A 22762-nucleotide genomic window follows, 5' to 3' on the forward strand; every position below is an offset into this window, starting at 1 on the left:
GCCGCAGAACCCCCGAACTACTCGACGGTGACAGACTTGGCCAGGTTGCGTGGCTTGTCGACGTCATATCCCCTGGCCTGCGCGACCGCGGCCGCAAATACCTGAAGTGGCACAGTCGAAACCAACGGCTGGAGCAGGGTCGGTGTCTGTGGGATCCGGATGAGGTGATCGGCGACATCCACCACAGATTCGTCGCCCTCTTCGGCGATGACGATGGTGGTCGCCCCACGTGCCTGGATCTCACGGATGTTGCTGATCATCTTCGAATGCAGCACCGCGCGCCCGGTCGGGGACGGCATCACGATGATCACCGGGAGCTCGTCTTCGATCAGCGCGATCGGGCCGTGCTTGAGTTCGCCGGCGGCAAACCCTTCGGCATGGATGTACGCGAGTTCCTTGAGCTTGAGTGCGCCCTCGAGCGCCACCGGGTAGCCGACGTGCCTGCCCAGGAACAACACAGTGCCGCAGTGGGCGAGATCGCGGGCGAGGTCGCGAACCGGTTCCATGGAGTCGAGCACCTTGCTGACCGCGGCGGGCATCGCTTCGAGTGCGGCGAACTCACGGGCCACCTCGTCGGGGTACTTGGTACCGCGGGCCTGTGCCAGCGCCAGTCCGACCAGGTAGGTCGCGGTGATCTGCGCGAGGAAACACTTGGTCGATGCGACGCCGATCTCGGGGCCGGCGTGGGTGTAGAGGACGGCATCGGATTCGCGAGGGATCTGGGCGCCGTTGGTGTTGCAGATCGCCAGCACCTTGGCCTTCTGATCCTTGGCGTGCCGCACCGCCTCGAGGGTGTCGGCCGTCTCCCCCGACTGCGAGATGGCCACCACGAGCGTCGAGCGGTCCAGCACCGGATCCCGGTACCGGAACTCACTGGCCAGTTCGACCTCGACCGGCAGCCGGGTCCAGTGCTCGATCGCGTACTTCGACAGCAATCCGGCGTGGTAGGCGGTACCGCAGGCCACCACGAAGACCTTGTCGATGTCACGCAGGTCGTCATCGGTCAGTCGTTGCTCGTCCAGGACGATGCGCCCGTTCTCGAAGTGACCGAGCAGGGTGTCGGCGAGCGCCTGCGGCTGCTCGGCGATCTCCTTGAGCATGAAGTAGTCGTAGCCACCCTTTTCCGCGGCGGCGAGGTCCCAGTCGATATGGAACGGTTTACCGGGCGAGACGTTCCCCTCGAAGTCGGTGATCAGGTAGCTGTCGGCCGTGATGACCACCACCTGGTCCTGACCGAGTTCGACGGCGTCGCGGGTGTGCTCGATGAATGCCGCCACATCGGAACCCACGAACATCTCGCCCTGCCCGACACCCACGACCAGCGGAGTCGACCGGCGTGCGGCCACGATCGTGTCGGGGTGATCAGCGTGGGTGAATACGAGCGTGAATGCGCCTTCGAGCCGCGCGAGGACCGCATAAGCGCTGGCCACGAAGTCGCCGGCGGTGGGTCCTGACGAGTACTGCAGGTACATCATGTGCACAGCGGTCTCGGTGTCGGTATCGGAACTGAACTCGATACCGGCCTGCTCCACCTCGCCACGCAGAGCCGCGAAGTTCTCGATGATCCCGTTGTGGACCACCGCGATCTTGCCGTCGATGCTTGTATGCGGGTGTGCGTTGCGGTCGGTGGGCCGACCGTGGGTGGCCCACCGGGTGTGCCCGATGCCGGTCGTACCGGTGAACGACTCGCGCCCGATGGAGGCCAGTTCCTTGTCGAGGTTCTCCAGGCGACCGGCCTTCTTCTCGACTGCCGCGTTGCCCGCGCCGTCCAGAATCGCGACTCCGGCCGAGTCATAACCGCGGTACTCCATCCGCCGCAGCGCCTCGACAACAACCTCGAGAGCATCGCGTCTTCCCACGTATCCGACGATTCCACACATAGTGCTACAGGGTACTTGCCGCCTGCGGCAGGAGTGAATTGCCGCAAGCAGAACCAGATTTGCGAAACCAAAACTCCGCTTCGGCGTGACAGGAAACGACATTCCGGGCTACAGTAAACGAACTCTTGGAGATCACGGAGCGAAAGCGCCGGGAGAGTCAAGGGGGATGCGTCGGTTGGGACGCCCTCGATACGTTCGATTCGTATGTCCTCCACCACTGGTCGCCAATTCTATTGGCACCCTCGACGTCGTTGGATATCAATCTTGATATCTCCGATTGCAATCCCTTTCCTCACCGGAATCAACGATTCTTCGGCAACGCTCTGTTTCCGCGAATGATGAGCTGATATTTGCTCCAATTCCCTTCTCAAACACCCTATTCGGGCATTTTTGCGGGTACCTTTCCATAAGCGGTGACCTCCCCCGCGTCGGCGATCACCAGCATTTGAAGGAACAAGCATGAACTGGCTCTGGGACCTATCGGTTCTCGATGGCGCGCTGCCATGGATCATCGACATCGCCGGATTCGCCGGACTTGCCTGGCTGATCCTGTTCTTCAAGAAGAAATACCTGCTGGTGGTGGTGCCGGTGGCCGCCGCGATCGCGGTCGCGCTGGTACTCCTGTCCAAGTGGCTGATCGAGGATGTCTGGACCCTCTTTTCCGACGCGGTGCCCACGAATTGCTACATCTGGGGCGGTGTGGCTGTGTTCGCGGCACTGGTCTTCATCCCCAGACTGGTCATGGGAAGCGGTCGCGTCGGCAGAGTCATCACAGTCCTGGCGGCCATATTCGCGATTGTTATGCCGCTGTCTGCAATCAACGAACATTTCAGCGAATACCCCACGGTCGGATCGGTTTTCGGCATCAATCACTTCAAGACGATTTCTCTTGAAGAAGCAGGCCAAAACGATCTCAAAACCGTTGATCCGAAGGAATGGAAGAACCCTCACGATCTGCCCACCGAAGGCAGAATCAGCACCGCATCAATTCCTCCCACGGCATCGAGTTTCACTGCGCGTCCGGCCAAGATCTATCTGCCGCCGGCCTATTTCTCCCACCCGCGCCCGCTGCTTCCTGTTCTGGTCCTGATGGCCGGACAACCGGGATCGCCCGAAGACTGGCTCGTCGGCGGCCGACTGCCCGAGACCATGGACAACTACGCGAAGCAGAACAACGGGCTCGCGCCGATCGTGGTTGTGGCCGACGCCACTGGCAGTGCGTTGGCCAACCCGCTGTGCATGGACTCCAAACTGGGCAATGTCGCGACCTATCTCTCGCAGGATGTCCCGAACTGGATCAAACAGAACCTCCAGGTCGACGAGGACGCGAAGGCCTGGGCCATCGGCGGACTCTCATACGGCGGTACCTGCTCGCTCCAGATGACCACCAACTATCCGGAGATCTACCCGACGTTCATCGACCTGTCCGGCCAGTTGGAACCGACACTGGGCAACCGGAAACAGACCGTCGACGCCGCCTTCGGCGGAGATGAAGCCAAGTTTGTTGCCGTCAACCCCATGGACCTGATGAAAACCAAGCAGTACCCCGGCGTGGCAGGCGCGTTTGTGGTGGGCAAAGACGACGCCGAATACCGGCCCGGACTGATGCAGGTCTACGAAGCCGCGAAGGCCGCCGGGATGGACGTGCATTTCAGCACCGTGCCGGGCGGTCACTCGTTTGCAGTGTGGTCAGCGGGTCTGAAGCAGGAAATGCCCTGGCTCGGAAAGCGGCTCGGTCTGCCGTGAGACATACGACAATCATTCCAAAACGCGATGGACGGCATATCTCGCCGGATGTTCCGTTGAGGCCCGCCACCCACCGGACGCGTCCGGTGACACGAAACGAAAGGTGCCGATGAGCACGCCCGAGACCCCCAGCGACGAGGTACCACCGGCCGAGCCGGCGGCAGCCACCACCGAGCCGGCGGCGACCAACGCCACCACCGCTACCACCGCCGCACAGACGGTAGTTGCGCCACAACCGGCTGCCCCGCAGCTCCCGGTTGAACCTGCGGCACCGTCGGCAGTCGTCAAGGCTGTCGGGGTGGTCGGACAGACGATCCGCAGGGTCCCGTTCACCGTTGCGCTCATCTCGGTCATTCTCGTGCTGGGCATCGCCACGGGGGCACTGTGGGAGACGGTCGAGGACAAGAGCTGGTTCGCCGACGTCGCGTACGGTTATCAGCCGCTGACCGAGGGCAAATGGTGGACGCCCCTGTCGGGCACACTCTTCGGACTGCACCCACTGCGATACCTCAGCATCGTCCTGCTGCTTGCGATCTTCGTCGGCTGGTCCGAATGGCTGCTGGGCACACTGCGGGTGGCAGTTGTCGCGGTTGTCGGCCAACTCGTCGGAATCCTGGGTGCGATTGCTTTCATCGCAATCTTCCTGCCGGCATCCTGGCGTTGGGTCGATGGCCTGTCCGAGGTCCGCGACGTCGGTGTGAGCACCGCGGTCGTCGCATCCGTGGCCGCGGCAACCGCCTGCCTGAGATCCCCGTGGCGCTTGCGGGCCCGAGCGATCCTCCTTGCCTACGTGGCCATTTCGTTCCTCTTCGAAGGGACCCTCGCGGACGTCTCACACCTGATCGCCGTCACTGTCATGCTGATCGTCGGCGAAAAGCTCTTCAGCCGTGACGAATCGGGCGTGATGCCGCGCACCCGGCAAGAGATCAGGATGATCAGCTTCCTCGGCCTGGTGCTGATCGGTGTCGTGAACATCGCGGTTGCACTGTTCCCGGGAGACGGACCGTTTGGTCCCACCGACTCGACCGACAAGCTGAGCTGGGGATCGATCGTCACCATGCTGGTCGTGCTGCTCATCGCCGATCAGTTACGTCGCGGGCGTCGGTGGGCGTGGTGGATCACCGTGGTCTACGGCGTGTTGTACGTTGCCGCGCTCATCTTTGTCATCGTTGCCCTCATCACCTCGTCGTATGTCGGCCAGGGTGCGGTCACCGTGGGAACCGGCCTGCTCTGGATCGTGGAATTGATCCTGCTGTTCAATGGCCGCTACGCCTTCACCGTCCCGTTCAACAGCCGAAAGGTGATGGCCGGGAACGGTGGACCGGATCCGTCGCAGCAGGTCCGGACGCTGTTGAAAGAACACGGCGGCAGCACGATGAGCTGGATGATCACCTGGGAGAACAACCGCTACGCCTTCACGAAAGACGGCACGGGCGTCATCGGATACCAGCGTCCCGCCGGAACCCTCGTTGCACTCGCCGACCCGGTCTGCGCACCGGACAAACTCACCGAGACGGTCCGCGAGTTCACCGACCTCGCCGAGAACAGCGGCCGGATCCCCTTCTGGTTCTCCGTCAGTGAGAACACCGCCACCGTCGCCCGCGACATGGGCTGGCGCACACTGCAGATCGCCGAAGACACCATCATCGACCTGCCGACGCTGGCCTTCAAAGGCAAACCGTGGCAGGACATCCGGTCTGCCATCAACCGGGCGAAGAAGGAAGGCATCACCTTCAAACTGACCACCTTGAAGGACGAACCCTTTGCGGTGCTCGCGCAGGTCCGTGCGATCTCCGAAGAATGGGTCGGCGACAAGGATCTCCCCGAGATGGGGTTCACCCTTGGCAGCGTGGAGGAAGCCCTCGACCCCGAGGTCCGCATCGCGCTGGCCACCGATGAGAGCGGATCGATACACGGTGTGCTCTCCTGGCTGCCGGTCTTCGGACCCGACGGCACCATGCGCGGGTGGACGCTCGACGTGATGCGCCGCCGCGACGACGGCTTCCGTCCCTGCATCGAGTTCCTCATCGCCAGCTCCGCGCTGGCGTTCAAAGCCGAAGGTGCACAGATCCTCTCGCTCTCGGGTGCCCCATTGGCGCGGGCGGAGAACGAATCAGGCGATGCCGAGGCCATGGACCGTCTCCTCGACACCTTGGGTGCGGCGATGGAACCGTTCTACGGATTCCGCTCCCTGCACGCGTTCAAGATGAAGTTCCAGCCCCGGTACGAGCCGGTCTACATGTGCTTCCGCGACGAGGGCGACCTGCCCCGTATCGGAATCGCGTTGACGCGCGCGTATCTCCCCAACGCCACCCCTGGTCAGATGCTCAGGTTGGCGACGAACAGGGAGTAGTCGGTTCGGCCGCCGCATCCCCGACGGGGGTGCGGTGGCGCCGGACGAAGCCGGCCTCGGCCCGGAATCGGGTGGCCAGGCCCACCAGAAGCGGGCACTGGCCACCGATCCACGATCCTCGCAACAGCCCTATGCGGTCCCGGCACCGAGCTTGGTCGAGGCCTGCGAACGAGCGCGCTGCGCCTCGATGGCGTCGTCGAACTCCACGCGCCAGTTTTCGGTCAGCGGCAGTCCACGGGTCACGGCTTCCTCCGCCGACAACTCAACGGGGAATCCGAAAGTGTCCGAGAGCTTGAAGAGGTCGTCGCCGGTGACGGTTTCGCCGGTCTTGCCCAACCGCTTCAGTTCTCGCAGGCCCTTGCCCAGCGTCCGGCGGAACGACCGCTCTTCCTTCTCCAGAACCGCAATCACCACGTCGCGTCGATCCGCCACCTCGGGGTAGGCCTCCGTATAGAGGTCGGCCACCACCGGGACGAGTTGGGTGAGCAGGTTCTGTTCTACCCCGAGCTGATGGGCGAACCGGATCGCACGACGCAGCAGACGCCGCATCACGTACCCCTGCTCCTTGTTCGACGGGACCACGCCGTCGACAGCGAGAAAAACCGCACCGCGGATATGGTCGGCGATCACGCGCATCGCAACAGTATTGTCCTCGTACGACTTCGCGGTGAGCTCTTCGATCTTCTCGATGATCGGCCATAGCAGGCTGATCCGATATACGTCGGGGCTGTCGATCGCCGCGGCCGCGATCCGTTCCAGACCACCGCCGTAATCGACGTTCCGCTTGGGCAATTGGGCAAAGCCGTCTTCGGTCTTCGCATATTGCATGAAGACCGAGTTACCGATTTCCATGTACTGCCCGCCGTCGGAGTTCTGGTGCGGGTACTTTCCGAATGCGGTGTCGTGCTCGACCTGCGGGAAATAGTAGAAAACCTCGCTGTCGGGACCACCGGGGTCACCCACCGGCATCGTCTCCGGACCACCTGAACGCGACCACCAATTCTTGTCGCTGTAGTAGGCGATCCGTGCGCCCTGGTTGCCCTGTTCGTTGCCCTGTTCCTCGGTGAGCAGTACCACCCGATCCGCCGAAACCCCGGCCTCGGTGAACAACTCGGTCCAGATGTCGGCACTCTCGTCGTCGCGCGGGATGCCGTTCTCCGGGTCGCCTGCGAACACCGTGACGTAGATGCGGCTCGGGTCGAGACCGACGACATCGGTCAGGAAATGCCAGAACTGGGGTATCTGTTCGGATTTGAAGTAGTCACCAAGACTCCAATTGCCCAGCATCTCGAAAAACGTGGTGTGCCGGTTGTCGCCGACCTCCTCGATGTCTTGCGAGCGCAAACAGGTCTGCGAATCGGCCAGGCGTTTGCCTTCCGGGTGCTCCTCGCCGAGCAGATACTTCAACAGTGGTTGCATACCGCTGCCGGTGAACAATGTGGTGGGGTCGTCCTGCGGTACCAGTGGAGACCGCGGGATCAGGGCATGGCCCTTTTCCTGCATCAAAGACAGGTAGGCACTGCGGATTTTGTTGGCATCCATTCGATAACTCTCCCAATATCCCGATCCAAATGCGCGCTGAATCGACACTCTGGGCACAACTTGCTTTCTTTAGGCGGCGGCCTACTGCCGTTGGTCGCCGCGATCACCTAGAGTCAGATCGTGGCCAATCCCAAGAAGCTTCTCTCGCAGCTGTCCAGAACGGGACCGCACAAGGTCCTGCGCGGCGACATGGCGATCATCGGGCTCCCCGGAACCATCTACACACCAGCCCAGGGCAAAGACCTCGCCGGCATCGCGTTCGGGCACGGCTGGCTGACCGGTGCCAGGCAGTACTACAAGACGCTCGCACATCTGGCGTCCTGGGGCATCGTGGCGGCCGCGCCGTCCACCGAGAAGGGCGTGCTCGGCTCCGACGAGGGACTGGCCGCCGATCTCGAAACAGCGTTGGGTGTGATCAGCGAGGTCCGCCTCGGTACCGGCGACATCACCGTGAACAAGCATCGCCTCGGATTTGTCGGCCACGGTTTCGGCGCGGGCGCGGCCACGCTCGCCGCCTCCCGGAGTGAGCGCGCAAAGGCGCTGGCCGCGTTGTATCCGGCACCGACCAGCAAGGCGGTGCTCCCGGCTGCAGAGGCGATCAAGATCCCGACGATGATCTTGACCGCGCCGGGTGAGCTCGAGTCGATGACCTCGAATGCGTTGGCGTTGCGCCGCGCTCTGCCTGCCGAGAGCCAAGCCGTTCTGCGGATGGTGCCGAAGGCCGACAACCGCGGCCTGGCCGAGGGATTCAGCATGCGTGGGGTACTCGGTGCCGGCGGGAACAGCAGAGCCACCCAGCGAGCCACCCGCGGCGTCCTCACCGGTTTCCTGCTCCATCAGCTGACCTCGGACAACACCTACTCGGCATTCAGCGATCCCGAGGCCGCACTGGGCAAGCTCCTCACGGTCGATCCCGAATCACTGCCGCCGGGCACCGAAGATGTGATCGATCCACTCACGCGGCTGCTCCGTAAGTAAGCGGCTGCTCCGTAAGTAAGCCGACGGGCGAGCAGTTCGGTCAGCGGTCGGTCAGCCAACCGTTCTCGAACGAGGAGCCGACGCCGGTGTCGACCGGACCGTCTCCGGATGCGGCCCGGTCGTCACTGACCTTGTCGTCAGCACCTTCATGAAGCCCTGCGGTCATCGATGACGCAGCAGCAGGGATGGGGCTGTGCGGACTGAGGTCGATGTCGTCGGCGGGCAGGAGTATCGCCCCGCCCTGCGTGACCGACTCGCGCGTCACACCCCGGCGATGCCGATCGTCGGCGGCCTGCACCCGTACCCGTTCACCGAGCACGGCCACGTGCCGCTCGTAATTCTTTGTCGCGGAGGCGGTCTTACGCCTTGCCTCGGAAACGATCTCATCGAACAGGTCTGCAACGCTCACTGGTCACCCGCCAACGCCAACTGACCGTCCTCGGCAGGTGGAAACCCGTCGTCCTGTTGTGACGATTGCGGCGACACCGGCGTGCCCCCGTTCGGCGAGATGTCACCGACTCCGGGCGTGGTCCGTCCGACGTCCGGCACCGGACGGGGCACGGCCTGAGGTGTCGCCTGCGGAACCGAGGTCTGCGATCCCGACTCGGCGGGCGGGCACGGGGTTTGCGCCACAGCAGGCGGCATGATGGCGGTATCCGGAGACGACTGCAACGTCGGATCGACAGGTTCGATGGCCGCGTCTCCTGTTGTGGCCGTTTCTTCTGCGGTGGCCGTTTCGTCTGCGGTGGCGCTGCCCTGATCCCCGCCTTCCCGATCCCCGACACCTGCCAGGCCTGGCGTCGACTCCGGCGCTGCGATCGAACCATCGGGGCGCACTTCGAGCACATGGCTGTCGGTATCGCCGCCGGCGCCGGTCACCGTCAGGCTCACCGACGCACCATCGGGACCCGCCTTGATCTCGATGATTTTGTCGCCCAGCGTGATCGAGGCGGCAGCGCTGCCGGATCCGGTCCGACCGTCGGATTCGGCCGATTCTTCCGCGGGCCCCGGATCGACCGGCACGGCGTTTGACAGCCCACCCTCCTGAGCGAGCACTGTGCTGATCGCTTCGGCCAGACCGGTGACCGCGGCGGCGGCAATTGTGCCGACGACGCCGACCAGCGGACCCAGCAGTTCGGCTGCGGCCTCCCCCGAGAACGCCGAGACGCCGGGCGCCGGAGCACCGGACACATCTGGTGTGCCGGCAACAGCTGGGAGAACGCTCTCACCGCCGGAAAAGGTGGAGGTCGAAACCGGGGCCGCCCCCGAGACCAGCGCCCCCGAGGCCGCCGGCCAGGTGAGGGCTGAGCCGGCCGTTGCCGCGCCTCCCTCGCCCTGACCCGCGACCGTCTGTACCCCGCCTCGGTTCGACTCTGCGGCCCCTGCAGCAGGCCCATCACCGTCACCGCCCCGATCTGCGGTCCCGCCCTCACATTTGAGTTCGCCGCCGGTGCCGGAGATCTCGGCGGGATGGTCGGCGCCGCCGACCGCTGCCATGGCGCTACACAAACCCGACAGAATCGCTTCGATGGCGTCGTCGCAGGTGCTCACAGCCGTCCCGAACAGCTCGACGGCGGCGGTGATCGCCGCCCGAAGTTCGGTGTGGTGCGCAAAACACGATGTCTTCATCTTCAGCCACAAGGCAATCGGAACACCGAGGAGACGGTCCGGGTCGATCACGGCGATACAGCTGTATTGGGTGAAGCGTGCGACATCGATGCAATCGGCCGCGACCAACATGCCCGCGCCGATCCCGGCGATCCCCACGAGATCGGCCTCGGCACGGGGAAGCATTGATCGGAGTTGCTCTTGCGCAACGATCCCGGACCCATCCGGCCACACGTCGGCCAGAACACCCTCTTGTTGCTTCTGGACCTCCACCGCAGAGGCCACGGTTGTGTGCAGTTGTTGCACCACAACACCATCGGCGCGCAGTTGGGCCGTGTGCAGGTCGTCGTTCTGGCAGAAGCGCCCTTCGAACACCGAGAACTCGGGGAAGTCGGTCATCCCCAGCCGCTGCGCCAATGGTGCGACATGCGAAAAGAACTCCAGAGCGGATTCGGCCGCCTCGCGCGCCGCAGCGAGTTCGGACTGCAGGCTCATACCGGCGCCCGGTCCCCTACCCATACCGGGATTCCCCATCGCCGAAGGAATCGGCATTGTTCGTGTCTTGTCTGTCCAAGGTGTCGGCCGCACCAACCAGGCCGTCGCCGAACTGCCGCGCCGATTGCGCCAGCATTCTCAGGCTCTGCGCCAACGCCAACAGACCTGCGGAGTAGGCCAATTCGTGATGGGCGTAGCGGCGGCCCAACTGGGCACCGAAGTCGCAATCCCCCAACCCGGTGCACGCGACATCCACTGATCGCGCGGTGTCGGCGAAGATGCCACCGACTCGCCGGACCTCAGACGGATCGATCCAGGTCTGTTTTGCCATGCTGACCTCCCACCAGGTTGGACGTGCCGTCCTGCGGTGAGGTTCCCTGATCGACTGCCGATTGCTGCGCCGGGTCCATCCCACAGAAACAGCGATGTCCGCGCCCCGAATACACGGGGCGCGGACATCACGGCAGGCTCTTGCCCTACCTCAGCTCAAGAGCCGAAGAAGACACCAAGAAACGCTGCGTTGTCGATCAGGAACTGAAAGATCTCCAGCACATCAATGTCGATAGACGATCCCATATTGAATCCCTTCGTAGAAGTGACAGCACGGCCACCTGCGCGACCTGACGATTCGGGAAAAGCATTTCTTCTCAAACATTTCCCGCTAACAGCATTCCACAGTCGGGCATGTCTGTCATAACGAAAACCTCGGTGACAACGCCGGCGACGACCAACCCCAGGATAAAGTTCTGTTCACCCAAAAATTTCTTGCGCAAGTGCTATCGGGTGTATCTACGCAGGTCAGAGGCATAAATGATGCCAATCGAATGTTTAAAGAAATTTCACATTGGCAAATATCCCAAATGCCCAAAACAGATCCCGACGCCAGGAGACCCCACTACCGTGACCCCAGTACTGGGGCCGCCAATTCCATTCCATGCCAACTACCAGCATGAACAGAGGCGCCCAACCACATTGATTCGACTAATACCCCGCGACGCCAGAAATACTTCTCAAAGAATTCACATGGGGATTAGACAAGTAGCGCGATTCAAAAAACAGTGATTCAAGTCACACCTGTTGTCAGATGCCTGCGGGCGCGTCGAGCAGTTGCATGTGCACCGCATCGAGCCAGCACCGAAGGCTTCGGACGATCAGGCCGCCCCGACCGCCGCGGCGATCCGCTCGGCAACAGACCGGGCCTGCTCGGCGGTGGCGGCCTCGACCATCACCCGAACCAGCTGCTCCGTCCCTGACGGACGTAGGAGCACGCGTCCGGTGGTCCCGAGTTCGCCTTCGGCCAGTGCAACAGCTTGTTTCACCGACGCGGCCTGTGCCACAACGTTCTTGTCGGCCACGCGGACATTGATCAGCACCTGCGGCAGCGCGTGCATGATCGACGCCAGCTCTGCCAGCGACTTGCCGGTGGACGCCATGCGGTCCATCAGCGCCAGACCGGTCAAGATGCCGTCACCGGTGGTGCCGTGCGAAGGGATCACCACGTGGCCGGACTGTTCGCCACCGAGGGAATACCCACCGGCGCGGAGTTCTTCGAGTACGTATCGGTCACCAACACCGGTGGTGCGCACTGCGATTCCGGCCGCCGTCATGGCCTGGTGCAACCCGAGGTTGCTCATCACGGTCGCGACGAGAGTGTTGTCCTTGAGGGTGCCTGCGTCCTTCATGGATGTCGCGAGCACCGCCATGATGGCATCGCCGTCGACGATCTCACCGGCGGCGTCCACTGCCAGGCACCGATCGGCGTCGCCGTCGTGAGCCAGTCCGAGATCGGCACCGTATTCGCGGACCGCTGCCTGAACCTGGTCCAGATGCGTTGAACCGCAACCATCATTGATGTTGTTACCGTCTGGATCGGCACTGATCGCGATCACCGTGGCACCGGCGGCGCGGTACGCGCGCGGGGCGGCCAGATACGCGGCACCGTGAGCGCAATCGACCACCACTGTCACCGGCTTCAGGTTCGACTCGACCATCCCGGAAAGGTGCCGTAGGTAGACATCCAGGGCGTCGTCGGCGTCGCGAACACGCCCAACATCCACCCCTGTCGGACGCGGCACGGCAGCGTCGAGCGCTGTTTCGATGGCGTCCTCGGCCGCATCGGCCAGCTTGTGGCCACCAGGGCCGAAGAACTTGATCCCGTTGTCGGGCATCGGATTGTGGGAAGCCGAGATCATGACGCCGAATGCGGCGTCGTAGTGATCGGTGAGGTATGCAACGGCCGGTGTGGGCACGACACCGACGCGCAGGGCATCAACACCTGCTGCGGTCAACCCGGCACACACCGCTGCCTCGAGCATCTCTCCCGATGCCCGGGTGTCACGGCCGACAATCGCAACCGGGCGTCCGGTCGATGTGGATCCATTCGCGAGTACTCGCGCTCCGGCTTGTGCCAGCGACAGTGCCAGTTCCGGAGTCAGGTCGGCGTTGGCCAGTCCCCGAACACCATCCGTGCCGAACAGGTGCCCCATTACGTTCCTTTGGTTCCATGCACACAGGCAGGCGTCCAGAGATTTCTGAACGCCTGCCTGTGGTCAAGACGAGCTCGATAATTCTCGCGACTGAAAAGAGATCAGCGCTTGCTGTACTGCGAAGCCTTACGGGCCTTCTTCAGGCCGTACTTCTTGCGCTCCACTGCACGCGGGTCACGGGTGAGGAAGCCGGCCTTTTTCAGGGCCGGGCGATCGTCCGGAGTGACCTCGATCAGTGCGCGGGCGATGGCCAGACGCAGCGCGCCTGCCTGTCCCGACGGGCCGCCACCATGCAGGTTCGCGAAGATGTCGAATGCATCGTTGCGCTCCACGGTGACAAACGGGGCCTTGATCAGCTGCTGGTGCACCTTGTTGGGGAAGTACTCCTCCAGGCTGCGGCCGTTGAGCTTGAACTCGCCGGTGCCGGGGCTCATGCGGACGCGAACGACAGCTTCCTTACGGCGACCAACGGTCTGGACCGGGCGATCGAACTCGATCGGCGCACGGGCGGCGACGACCTCTTCGGCAACAGCCTCGTCCACGGTGTAGTCATCGGCGCCGACCTCGGCCTCGACGACTTCAGCAGCCACAACTTCGGCTTCGGTCTGATCGGACACGTTTTGCTCCTCCGGCGCCGTCACTGGGCAACCTGGGTGATCTCGAAGGGCACGGGCTGCTGAGCCGCGTGGGGATGGTTGGGTCCGGCGTACACCTTCAGCTTGGAAGCCATGGCGTTACCGAGCTTGGTCTTCGGGAGCATCCCGATGATCGCCTTTTCGACGAGGCGCTCTGGACGGGTGGCCAGGGTCTCACCGACGGTGCGGGACTTCAGGCCGCCCGGGTGACCCGAGTGGCGGTAGAGCAGTTTGTCGTCGAGCTTGTTGCCGCTGATGGCAACCTTCTCGGCGTTGATGATGATGACGAAGTCGCCACCATCCATGTGGGGGGCGTAGGTCGGCTTGTGCTTGCCGCGGAGCAGATTGGCGCTCTGCACGGCAAGGCGACCGAGCACCACGTCGGTGGCGTCGATGACAAGCCACGCATGCGTGATGTCACTCGCCTTCGGGGTGTACGTAGGCACAGAAAGTCCTGTCGTTTCGGTGAAATGGAGCTGGTCAGGTGCGTTGCAGAGGTTGCCCTGGCGACCAGTGGGGACCCAGGCCTCGACTCGCCCGGTAAACCAGGCGGCCGCGCACCAACGAACAACAGTACCGCTCGGGCGTCATCATGGTCAAAACGCCTCCGACCAGCGGTCGAGTCCGGTTCGGCTCAGCGTGGCGCGATCCGTACCGATCCGACCGCCGTGCGGCACTGCGCGTCGATGGATTCGCCCGCCGATCCGGTCTGACAACCGATGCTGACCTGCAGTCCCCGTTCCACCGTCAGATACCAGCGGATGGCCCCACCCGATACCGGGACCTCGCGATAACCGATCACCTCGCGGCCTGCGAACTGCGTGCTCGCGGAGAATTCCTGCACCACCGCGTCACCGCGCTGATCGATGCGGTTGCGCAGGCTCACCGCGACCGAGGCCAGTGTAGAGGTGTCGCGCACCGTGTTCTGCAGGACGATCAGACGGCTGTCGTTCTCCGCCGCGGCGAATGTCGTCCGCGAGAGAACGCCTTCGACCGGCGGTTCACTGCTGCTCCGCCACCCACCAGGAACCGTCAGACTCACGCGACCGAGCTGGACCGTGTGATCGGCCTCGGCCACCGGCGCCGCCGACGCACCGTCCCTCATCACCGCGATACCGACGCCAACGGCCGCCGCCACAACCACCAGCAGGGCCACGACGGCGGCGACGACGCGGCGCCGGCTCCGCGCTCTGACCGGTGGCGGGCCGTCGTCGATGGGTGCGGGAGGCAGTTCGGCGCCACCGAATCGGCGCAACAGTGACCGGTCGACCGTCAGAACCCTGCCGACGATGGTCGATGCTTCGGCGCTACGACAGACCGCGGCCACCGCAGCCTGCTCGCGGCCGTCGACCAGAATCGCCTCGACGCGGTTGTCAACGACATCGGCCAGCAGTTCGGGTAGTCCATCGGGATCGGTGAGTACCCGGGTCGATGAGATCTGCGGCCCGGCCGCCGACGACCACAGCTCATGAACATCGATCCGCCTCCCGGACCCGTTGCGCCCGTGGACCTCGATCACCACCACACACTGGGCCGCCGAGTCGAGATGGGAACGGACGATCGCCACCGCGCGCGGTACGAGTTCCAATTGACTGCAGTGCGCGAGTGCCGCGTTGCGCAGGATCTCGGTTCGCCGGTGGCCCCACGTGCTCGGGTACGTCAGCGTCACCGGCCCGATCCCGTCCAACTCGGCGAACAACCGCGACCACGCCTCGGTGGTGTGCACCCGCCGACCCTCGATCGTGACACCCGCGCCGTCGATGCCGGCGACCATCGAAGCGATGGGGGTGGCGCTGCCGCCCGTACCGACCGCGAACTCGTCGTAGGCGATGTCGGCCACGGTCGCCCGGATACCGACGCCGGTATCTCCGAGGTTCCTGTTCACCACGTCCTCGTTCACAGCGGTGGCAGATAGGCGACTTGGATCATTTCCTGCGGACGCGACCGCGAGACGAGTTCGCCGCGACCGGGTACCAACTTCTGCAGTCGGACCCGGCCAAGCAGGTACCCCTCATCCCGGTCACCACTCATCAGCAAACCGTCGGTCGACAGATCTTTGAGGCGCCCGATGATCGTGTCGAACAGAGCCCGCCCCGCACCGCCCGACCGGCGGGTGACGATCAGATGCAATCCGATGTCGCGGGCAGAGGACAGAAGGTCAACCAACGGCATCAACGGGTTCCCGCTCCCTGTCGCCACCATGTCGTAGTCGTCGACCACGATGTAGACATCCGGGCCGGACCACCAGTTGCCCTCGCGCAGCTGCTGTTGCGTCACGTCCTCACCGGGTATCCGGGCGGTGAAGAAGGCCACCAACTCGTTCACCATCGGTGCCAGGGTCTGCGCGGAACTCGCATATCCGGCCAGGTGATCCGACTCGATGACACCGAGCATGGTCCGCCGGTAGTCGACGAGGACGATCTTGGTCTCCTCCGCGGTGCCGTTTTCGACGAGACCGGCAACGATGTTCCGCAGCAACGTCGTCTTCCCGTGCTCGACGTCTGCAAACGCCATGAAATGTGGCTGCGCACCGAAATCGAGGATGACCGGGGCCAATTCGGCCTCACCGACACCGATGGCGACCTGTTTCGGCGTCAGCGTGATCCCGCGCTCACGCACACGCTCGAGCATGTCCGCCCGATCGAGGTGAGATGCGAGCTTGCGGACCACCATGGCCTTGCGGCCGGGATAGACCGCACACAGTTTCGCGACGGTGTCGGCCAGTGCACCGCTGAGCGACTCGATGCCGGTCTCGGAGTCGGTGCGAGGCAACGCGACCAACATGTGCAGCTGTTCCGGTGTCAGGCCACGCCCGGGCCTGCCCTCGGGGACGAGCCCGGCGACCTTGCGTCCCATCTCCGAATCGAGTGGGTCGCCGAGGCGGAGTTCGAGGCGGCTGCCGATCAGGTCTTTGATGGCGGGCCGGACCTCGGCCCACCGGGCCGCGGTCACGATCACATGGACGCCATAGGACAAACCCTGCGCAACGATGCTGTTGATCTGCTCTTCCAGGAAATCGAACTCCCCGCGGATCACGGCATAGCCGTCGACGACGAGGAACACATCACCGAAGACGTCCTCGGACAGCGACTGATCTCCGGCGTTGCGCCGGTTCCGGAAGTCCCGCATCGACTCGATCCCGAGCGCCGCGAACCGCAGTTCGCGTTGCCGGACCAGGGCTGCGACCTCGGCGACCGTCCGGCGGACCGCGTCCATGTCGGCACGTCCGGCCACCGAACCCACGTGCGGCAACCCGGCGATCCCGGCCAGCGATCCGCCACCGAAGTCCAGGCAGTAGAACTGCACCTGTTCGGGACTGTGGGTGACGGCAGCGGCAAGGATCAAGGCGCGCACCGCATTCGACTTGCCCGACTGCGGACCACCGACGATCGCCACGTTGCCGCGCGAACCCGAGACGTCGATGGTCAGGACATCGCGACGCTGATCATAGGGACGGTCGACGATGCCCAACGGGAACTCGAGCCTGCCGGTCTGTGGCGTCTGCCAGTGCGGGGCGAGCGCGTCCATCGTCGGTGACTCATCCAGCGGCGGCAGCCACACCTCGTGCGCGGCCAGGCCTTGCCCCTCGATCTGACCGACCACGGTCTCCAGCAACGTCCGCTTCGGTGCGGCGCTCACGGGTTCTGGAACCTCCTCCGGCAGAACCGGTTCGGGCACTGTCACCGGGTCGAGCGGAACCCGGCCTGCGGTGAACATCTTGAGCCGGCCACTACCGCCCGAGGTCGGTGAATACACCGCATCGATCGCCGACACCGGCGGCGTGTACGGACCCGAGACATAGCAGGTGTTGAAGCGGATCGGTTCGGCCGAATCGCATTTCAGATATCCCGAACCCGGCACATTCGGCAGGTGGTAGGCATCGGGTACACCCAGTACTGATCGTGATTCGTTGGCAGAGAACGTTTTCAAACCGATTCGGTACGACAGGTGACTGTCCAGGCCCCGCATCTTGCCCTCTTCGAGCCGCTGCGACGCCAACAGGAGATGGATGTGCAGCGAACGGCCCAACCGACCGATCGCGACGAACAGGTCGGCGAAGTCCGGTTTTTGCGCCAGCAGTTCGGAGAACTCGTCCACCACGATGAACAGTGCGGGCATCGGCTCCAGGGCGGCGCCTGCGGCCCGGGCCCGTTCGTAGTCACCGACATTCGCGAAGTTGCCCGCCGATCGCAAGAGCTCCTGGCGCCGATTCATCTCACCGGAGAGTGCATCGCGCATCCGGTCGACCATCGACAGTTCTTCTTCGAGGTTCGTGATCACCGCCGCCACGTGGGGGGCGGCGTCGAGACCCAAAAATGTTGCGCCGCCTTTGAAGTCGACCAGAACGAGGTTGAGCGCCTCGGGTGAATGCGAGGCCACCATCGACAGGACCAGCGTGCGCAAGAATTCCGATTTGCCCGAACCGGTGGCACCGATGCACAGCCCGTGTGGGCCCATGCCGCCCTCGGCTGCCTCTTTGATGTCGATCTCGACCGGTGTCCCGTTGACCGAGTAGCCGATCGGAACCCGCAGGCGACTGCGGGCGGTGCGCGGTGCCCACACACTGCGCAGGTCAAGGCGGGTCGCATCACCGATGCCGAGCAGGTTCATCAGTCCGGGATCGGTCGGCGACACCTCCTGCTCCAGGCTGACCATCTGCGCGGCGGTGGCCAGGCGGTAGCGGGCCATCGTGCGGGCGAAGGCCTCTGCCTCCGGGACGCTCAACGAGTCCATGTCGGCGAACTCTTCGACACCGAATGCACTGCGCGCACCCACTTTTCCGTCCCGGACCACCAACTGCAGACCGCGGCGTACCGCCAGGCCGTCCGGTGGCGCGGACAGGTCGAGGACCGAGACCGCCTCCATGCCGGCGTCCCCGACGATCCGTTCGTCGCCGGTCACATGACCGTCGTCGATGATCACGACGAGTTGGGCCCGGCCCGCGGCCGGTGGCGCCGACCGTGAGAATCGGCCACGTTCGAGGAGATCCGTGGCGAGGTCGTCCTCGAGATCTGCCAGAGACCGGTAGATCATCCGTACCGAACCGACACCGTCACGTTCGTACGGATGCTGGACGTGCGGCAGCCACTTGCACCAATCCCACGACTCGGCGGCCGGGTCGGCGGTGACCACCGCGACCATGAGCTGGTCGGGACCGTGGAAAGCGCACAGTTCCAGCATCATCGACCGAGCCAGCTGCCGGGTCTCCTGTCTGGCCCCTTCGATGTTGATGGCCGGGAATCCGCGCAGCGAGACGGCGGTCGGCAGGCCGTGCACCACGGAATGCGTGCGAACGAAGCGCCGCAGGGCCACCGCCGACACCGGCTCGACGTCTTCGAGGGGTCCGGTCTCGGGCGGCATCAGGCGGGTCGCGAGGCGCTGCGATCCGACGCCGACCCGCACGTGGCCGAAATCGTTGTCGCCGCGGCGGCGTTCCCACATTCGCCTGCCGCCGACAACACCGAGCAGGGCCGCGGGTTCGGGATGACTCCATTCGAGTGCGTCGCGTTGCGCGGCGCCGGTCTCGTGGACCTCGTCGCGGACCTGGCACAGGTACCGGAAGTAGTCTTTGCGCTCTTCGTTGAGTTCAGCAGCCCGTTTGCCGCCGCGGTTGCCCCCACCTGCGTACATGCCGAACATCGACATCAGCATCATCATCGGGAACATCATGAAGAGCGGGTTCGACAACATGTTGCGCCCGCCGGTCACGAACATCATCGCGATCATGCCCACCACGGCGAACACCATCACCACGGGCATCATCTTCATCAGGAGATTGCCCGGCACCACCCGCGGTACATCCGGCGGCACCTGAAGATTGACCTCACCGCCCGGCGTCCGCGGTGCCGGCACCCGCGCTCGACGGACAAAACCCTCGGTTGTGCCCGCAGTCATCGCGACATCATGGATTTCAAAACCCCACCCCTGAACATCAAACTTGCTCCCCTGGCCGCACATCATTCCCCATGCCGGTCCCGGCGGCACCACGAAGGGCCCAATTCATCCACATCGAACCCCGGTGCCGGGCGTCAGATGTCGCAGCTGTTCGCTATGGTCATCGGTACTTGGTGGGGATCTCTTGGGGGGAATCATGACCGCTGCTGACCTTTTGGCGGAGCTGGATGCCGCGGCCGGTGCAGAACCGGCGCTGGCACGGGTATCGGTGATCGGTGGGACGACGCAGTTCGACGTGGGCCTGCCCGCCGCTGTTGCGGTGGCCGCGCTGATCCCCGACCTGGTCGCGCTGATCAGCACCCGAGCCCCCGTCGACGACGACGAGAACGAGTCCCGACCCGGGCCGATCCGCGATCACTGGACGCTGTCCCGCGTCGGCCACGGCCCCATCGCGCCCAACCGCAGCCTGAGCGAGGCGGGGGTCCGCGACGGTGACCTGCTGATCCTGCGGGCAGTGCCTGCCCGCGAGAGTGCGGTGCTCTTCGACGACGTCATCGATGCGGTCGCCCGCCTCGGCGAAGCGCAGTTCTCCAGTTGGAATGCCACCGCAGCCCGGGTGATGGGATATGCGGTCGCGGTGGGAGCCTCGACGTTGTTGTCGCTCTCGCTGCTCCACGAGCGCGGTGACCGTGATCTGCTGTGGCCGATACTCATCGCCGCGATCGTCTGTCTCGCGTTCGTGGTGACAGGCGCGGTTGTCGGCCGCTACTACGACGATCCGGCCACGGCGGCCTTCGCATCGTTGTGCTCGATGGCGCCGGCGTGTGCCACCGGAATGATGTTGCCACCGGGATCTTTTGGGGCAGCGCACCTCACACTCGGTTGTGCGATGGTCACGGTGTTGGCCGCCCTGTCCTATCGCATATCCACTGCGGGTCCGCTTATCCATTCGGCCGTCGGCACTGCCGCGATCTTCGGGACCTTCACATCGCTTGTGCAGCTTGCCTTCTCACCAGGCGCCGTCAAACTCGGCGCGGGACTGTGCGCTGTCGCGATCCTGGCGATCTCGATGGCCCCGCGCATCACGATCCTGCTCGCGAGGTTGCCGCTACCCCCGGTACCGACTGCAGGCGCGGCCATCGATCCCGTCGACTCGGCCCCCCGCCCCGCCATCGAGGGCATCGGGGCGATCGGCGCCATGGCACTACCGTCGGCCGCAGCACTCGAACTCCGGGCCAGGACGGCAGCGCGGTACCTCACCGGCATCATCGCCGGTACCTCGGTGGCCGCGGTGGCCGGCATCGCGATGGTGGCTTACCCCGTCGATGATTTCAGTTGGCGTTGCACGGTGTACGCGTTGATCATCGCCACTCTGCTGTGCCTGCGTGGACGTTCCTACGCCGACCTCGCACAGGCATCGATCCTCATCGCCGCCGGTGCCATCGGATTCGGCGTGACCGCAGCCCTGGTGGTCTTCGGTCCGGACGATCACGCTGCCGTGGCCATGACCGCCATCGCCGCGGTCGCGACCGCGGCCCTGCTCTGCGGGGTCGTGGCCCCTCAGTCGTCGTTCTCGCCGGTGATGCGCCGCATGGTCGAGATCGCCGAATACCTGTTGATCGCCATGATCGTGCCACTGATGTTCTGGATCATGAACCTCTACGCCGCGGTGCGCGACCTGTGATCGATCCGGTCGGCACCCGGAATACGCACCCACCGAAGCTCCGCAACCGAACCGTCCGCCTTGCCGCAGTGGCCGGAGTCCTGGCGGTGCTGACTGTGTTTCCGGCGCCAACCGCCGGGGCGATATCCCCGCCGGTCATCGAGCCCGGAGCGCTGGTGAGGGGTGCACCGGTGACGCCGCCGGAAGCCACCGAACAGAAGATGTTGTGCGCCAAGCCGGTTCTGTCACCCGGCACGGACATCGCCGTCCCGTCGGCTGCGCAGACGATGATGCGCCTGCCCGAGGCCTGGCGATTCAGCCGGGGTTCGGGCCAGCGGGTGGCAGTGATCGACACCGGGGTCACCCGGCATCCGCGTTTGCCCCGAGTCCAGGCAGGCGGAGACTACGTTTCGCGCACCGACGGTACCGACGACTGCGACGGGCATGGCACCCTGGTCGCCGGAATCATTGCCGCACAGCCGTCGTTGACCGACGCGTTCGCCGGCGTCGCACCCGAGGCCTCCATCATCGCGATCCGGCAGTCGAGTGGCGCCTTCGAAGCCAAGGACCGGCGCCAGAACACATCCCCCGATCCGACGGTGGGATCCGGTTTCGGCACCGTGCAGACATTGGCCAACGCAGTGGTCCGGGCCGTCGACCTCGGTGCCACGGTCATCAACATCTCCGAGGTGGCCTGCGGTTCGGCAGGCACCGACCTCCATGACAAACAATTGGGCGCGGCGGTGAAGTATGCCTTCGACCGCAACGTGGTCGTGGTGGCTGCGGCAGGCAATCTCACCCAGGGCTCGGCGTGCTCGACCCAGAATCCATCACCGAACCCCGCCAACCCCGAACTCGACGGTTGGGACACGGTCACCACCATCGCCAGTCCGGCCTGGTACGCGCCGTATGTGTTGAGTGTGGCCGCCGTCGACTCGGAATCCGGGTCACCGGCCGGCTTCAGCCTGTCGGGCCCCTGGGTGGGTGTCGCCGCGCCGGGCACCGGCATATTGAGCCTGGACAATGTCCGCGGATCGAACAAACTGGTCAACGCCCACGACGGCGACAAAGGGCTCACCGGTATCGACGGCACCAGTTTCGCCGCACCGTATGTTGCCGGCGTGGTGGCGCTCGTCCGGGCAAAGTTTCCGGAACTCGACGCCGCCTCGGTGATGGAGCGGATCACCCGGACCGCCCACGCGCCCGGAACCGGCCACGACAACACCGTCGGCCACGGCGTGATCGACCCGGTTGCCGCGCTTACGTTCGAGATCCCGGATGTCAAGACGAATTGGGCTGTGCCGCAGGCGATCTCAGCACCGATTCAGGATCCCCCTGCCGATACCGGGGCTCGCACGGCGGCACTCATCGGAATCGGCCTGTGCGCACTGGTCCTGATCGCCGGCTGGGCGGTCTCGATGCCGGCGCGCCGGTTGCGCAAGCTGGAACCCGACGAGTACTGATATACCGCCTCCGGATCG

General features: G+C 64.6%; 15 protein-coding genes. 5 read left to right on the forward strand and 10 right to left on the reverse strand.

All coding sequences use genetic code 11. The features are described 5' to 3' along the window. Positions 1-17 precede the first annotated feature (17 nt). The gene (glmS, locus tag AC1D75_RS24400; protein ID WP_495517922.1) at positions 18-1880 is read right to left on the reverse strand and encodes a glutamine--fructose-6-phosphate transaminase (isomerizing); all 1863 of its coding nucleotides are present in this window, start codon (positions 1878-1880) and stop codon (positions 18-20) included. A 459-nt stretch (positions 1881-2339) separates the two neighbouring features. On the opposite strand from glmS, the gene AC1D75_RS24405 reads away from it, so the two are divergent. Continuing rightward, on the forward strand, positions 2340-3626 hold the full coding sequence (locus AC1D75_RS24405; RefSeq protein WP_495517923.1) for an alpha/beta hydrolase: 1287 nt from the start codon (positions 2340-2342) through the stop codon (positions 3624-3626). Between the two features lie 109 nt (positions 3627-3735). After that, positions 3736-5979 carry a bifunctional lysylphosphatidylglycerol flippase/synthetase MprF gene (locus tag AC1D75_RS24410; RefSeq protein ID WP_495517924.1) on the forward strand — a complete coding sequence of 748 codons (2244 nt, stop codon included), beginning with the start codon at positions 3736-3738 and terminating at the stop codon, positions 5977-5979. Positions 5980-6108: 129 nt separating this feature from the next. On the opposite strand, the gene AC1D75_RS24415 is transcribed toward AC1D75_RS24410, so the two are convergent. Further along, positions 6109-7521 carry an alanine--tRNA ligase-related protein gene (locus AC1D75_RS24415; protein ID WP_495517925.1) on the reverse strand — a complete coding sequence of 471 codons (1413 nt, stop codon included), beginning with the start codon at positions 7519-7521 and terminating at the stop codon, positions 6109-6111. Positions 7522-7641: 120 nt separating this feature from the next. Here AC1D75_RS24415 and AC1D75_RS24420 point away from each other — a divergent pair, with 120 nt between their 5' ends. Beyond that, on the forward strand, positions 7642-8499 hold the full coding sequence (locus tag AC1D75_RS24420; protein WP_495517926.1) for a dienelactone hydrolase family protein: 858 nt from the start codon (positions 7642-7644) through the stop codon (positions 8497-8499). A 40-nt stretch (positions 8500-8539) separates the two neighbouring features. On the opposite strand, the gene AC1D75_RS24425 is transcribed toward AC1D75_RS24420, so the two are convergent. The 8 genes from AC1D75_RS24425 to eccCa all read right to left on the reverse strand — a co-directional run bounded on the left by AC1D75_RS24425 (position 8540) and on the right by eccCa (position 19618). Beyond that, a complete protein-coding gene (locus AC1D75_RS24425; RefSeq protein ID WP_495517927.1) occupies positions 8540-8908 on the reverse strand; it encodes a hypothetical protein in 369 nt (122 codons plus the stop codon). Next, on the reverse strand, positions 8905-10626 hold the full coding sequence (locus AC1D75_RS24430) for a hypothetical protein (protein WP_495517928.1): 1722 nt from the start codon (positions 10624-10626) through the stop codon (positions 8905-8907). The genes AC1D75_RS24425 and AC1D75_RS24430 overlap by 4 nt, the downstream gene beginning before the upstream one ends. Further along, positions 10619-10933, reverse strand: coding sequence for a hypothetical protein (locus tag AC1D75_RS24435; protein WP_495517929.1), 315 nt, complete (start codon positions 10931-10933; stop codon positions 10619-10621). The genes AC1D75_RS24430 and AC1D75_RS24435 overlap by 8 nt, the downstream gene beginning before the upstream one ends. An 820-nt stretch (positions 10934-11753) precedes the next feature. After that, entirely contained in the window at positions 11754-13088 is a 1335-nt protein-coding gene (glmM, locus tag AC1D75_RS24440) for a phosphoglucosamine mutase (RefSeq protein ID WP_495517930.1), read from the reverse strand. Between the two features lie 101 nt (positions 13089-13189). Further along, positions 13190-13729, reverse strand: coding sequence for a 30S ribosomal protein S9 (rpsI, locus tag AC1D75_RS24445; RefSeq protein ID WP_495517931.1), 540 nt, complete (start codon positions 13727-13729; stop codon positions 13190-13192). Further along, positions 13726-14169, reverse strand: coding sequence for a 50S ribosomal protein L13 (gene rplM / locus AC1D75_RS24450; protein ID WP_482138295.1), 444 nt, complete (start codon positions 14167-14169; stop codon positions 13726-13728). Before rplM ends, rpsI begins: the two co-directional genes overlap by 4 nt. Positions 14170-14357: 188 nt before the next feature. Further along, the gene (locus tag AC1D75_RS24455) at positions 14358-15608 is read right to left on the reverse strand and encodes a type VII secretion-associated protein (RefSeq protein ID WP_495517932.1); all 1251 of its coding nucleotides are present in this window, start codon (positions 15606-15608) and stop codon (positions 14358-14360) included. 11 nt (positions 15609-15619) lie between these two features. After that, complete coding sequence (eccCa, locus tag AC1D75_RS24460) at positions 15620-19618, reverse strand: type VII secretion protein EccCa (RefSeq protein WP_495517933.1); 3999 nt, start codon at positions 19616-19618, stop codon at positions 15620-15622. Between the two features lie 196 nt (positions 19619-19814). On the opposite strand from eccCa, the gene eccD reads away from it, so the two are divergent. Together eccD and mycP are read left to right on the forward strand one after the other, a co-directional pair. After that, positions 19815-21302 carry a type VII secretion integral membrane protein EccD gene (gene eccD, locus AC1D75_RS24465; RefSeq protein ID WP_495517934.1) on the forward strand — a complete coding sequence of 496 codons (1488 nt, stop codon included), beginning with the start codon at positions 19815-19817 and terminating at the stop codon, positions 21300-21302. After that, on the forward strand, positions 21302-22744 hold the full coding sequence (gene mycP / locus AC1D75_RS24470; RefSeq protein WP_495518401.1) for a type VII secretion-associated serine protease mycosin: 1443 nt from the start codon (positions 21302-21304) through the stop codon (positions 22742-22744). Before eccD ends, mycP begins: the two co-directional genes overlap by 1 nt. Positions 22745-22762: the final 18 nt, after the last annotated feature.

Source organism: Williamsia sp. Y712 (assembly GCF_059445525.1).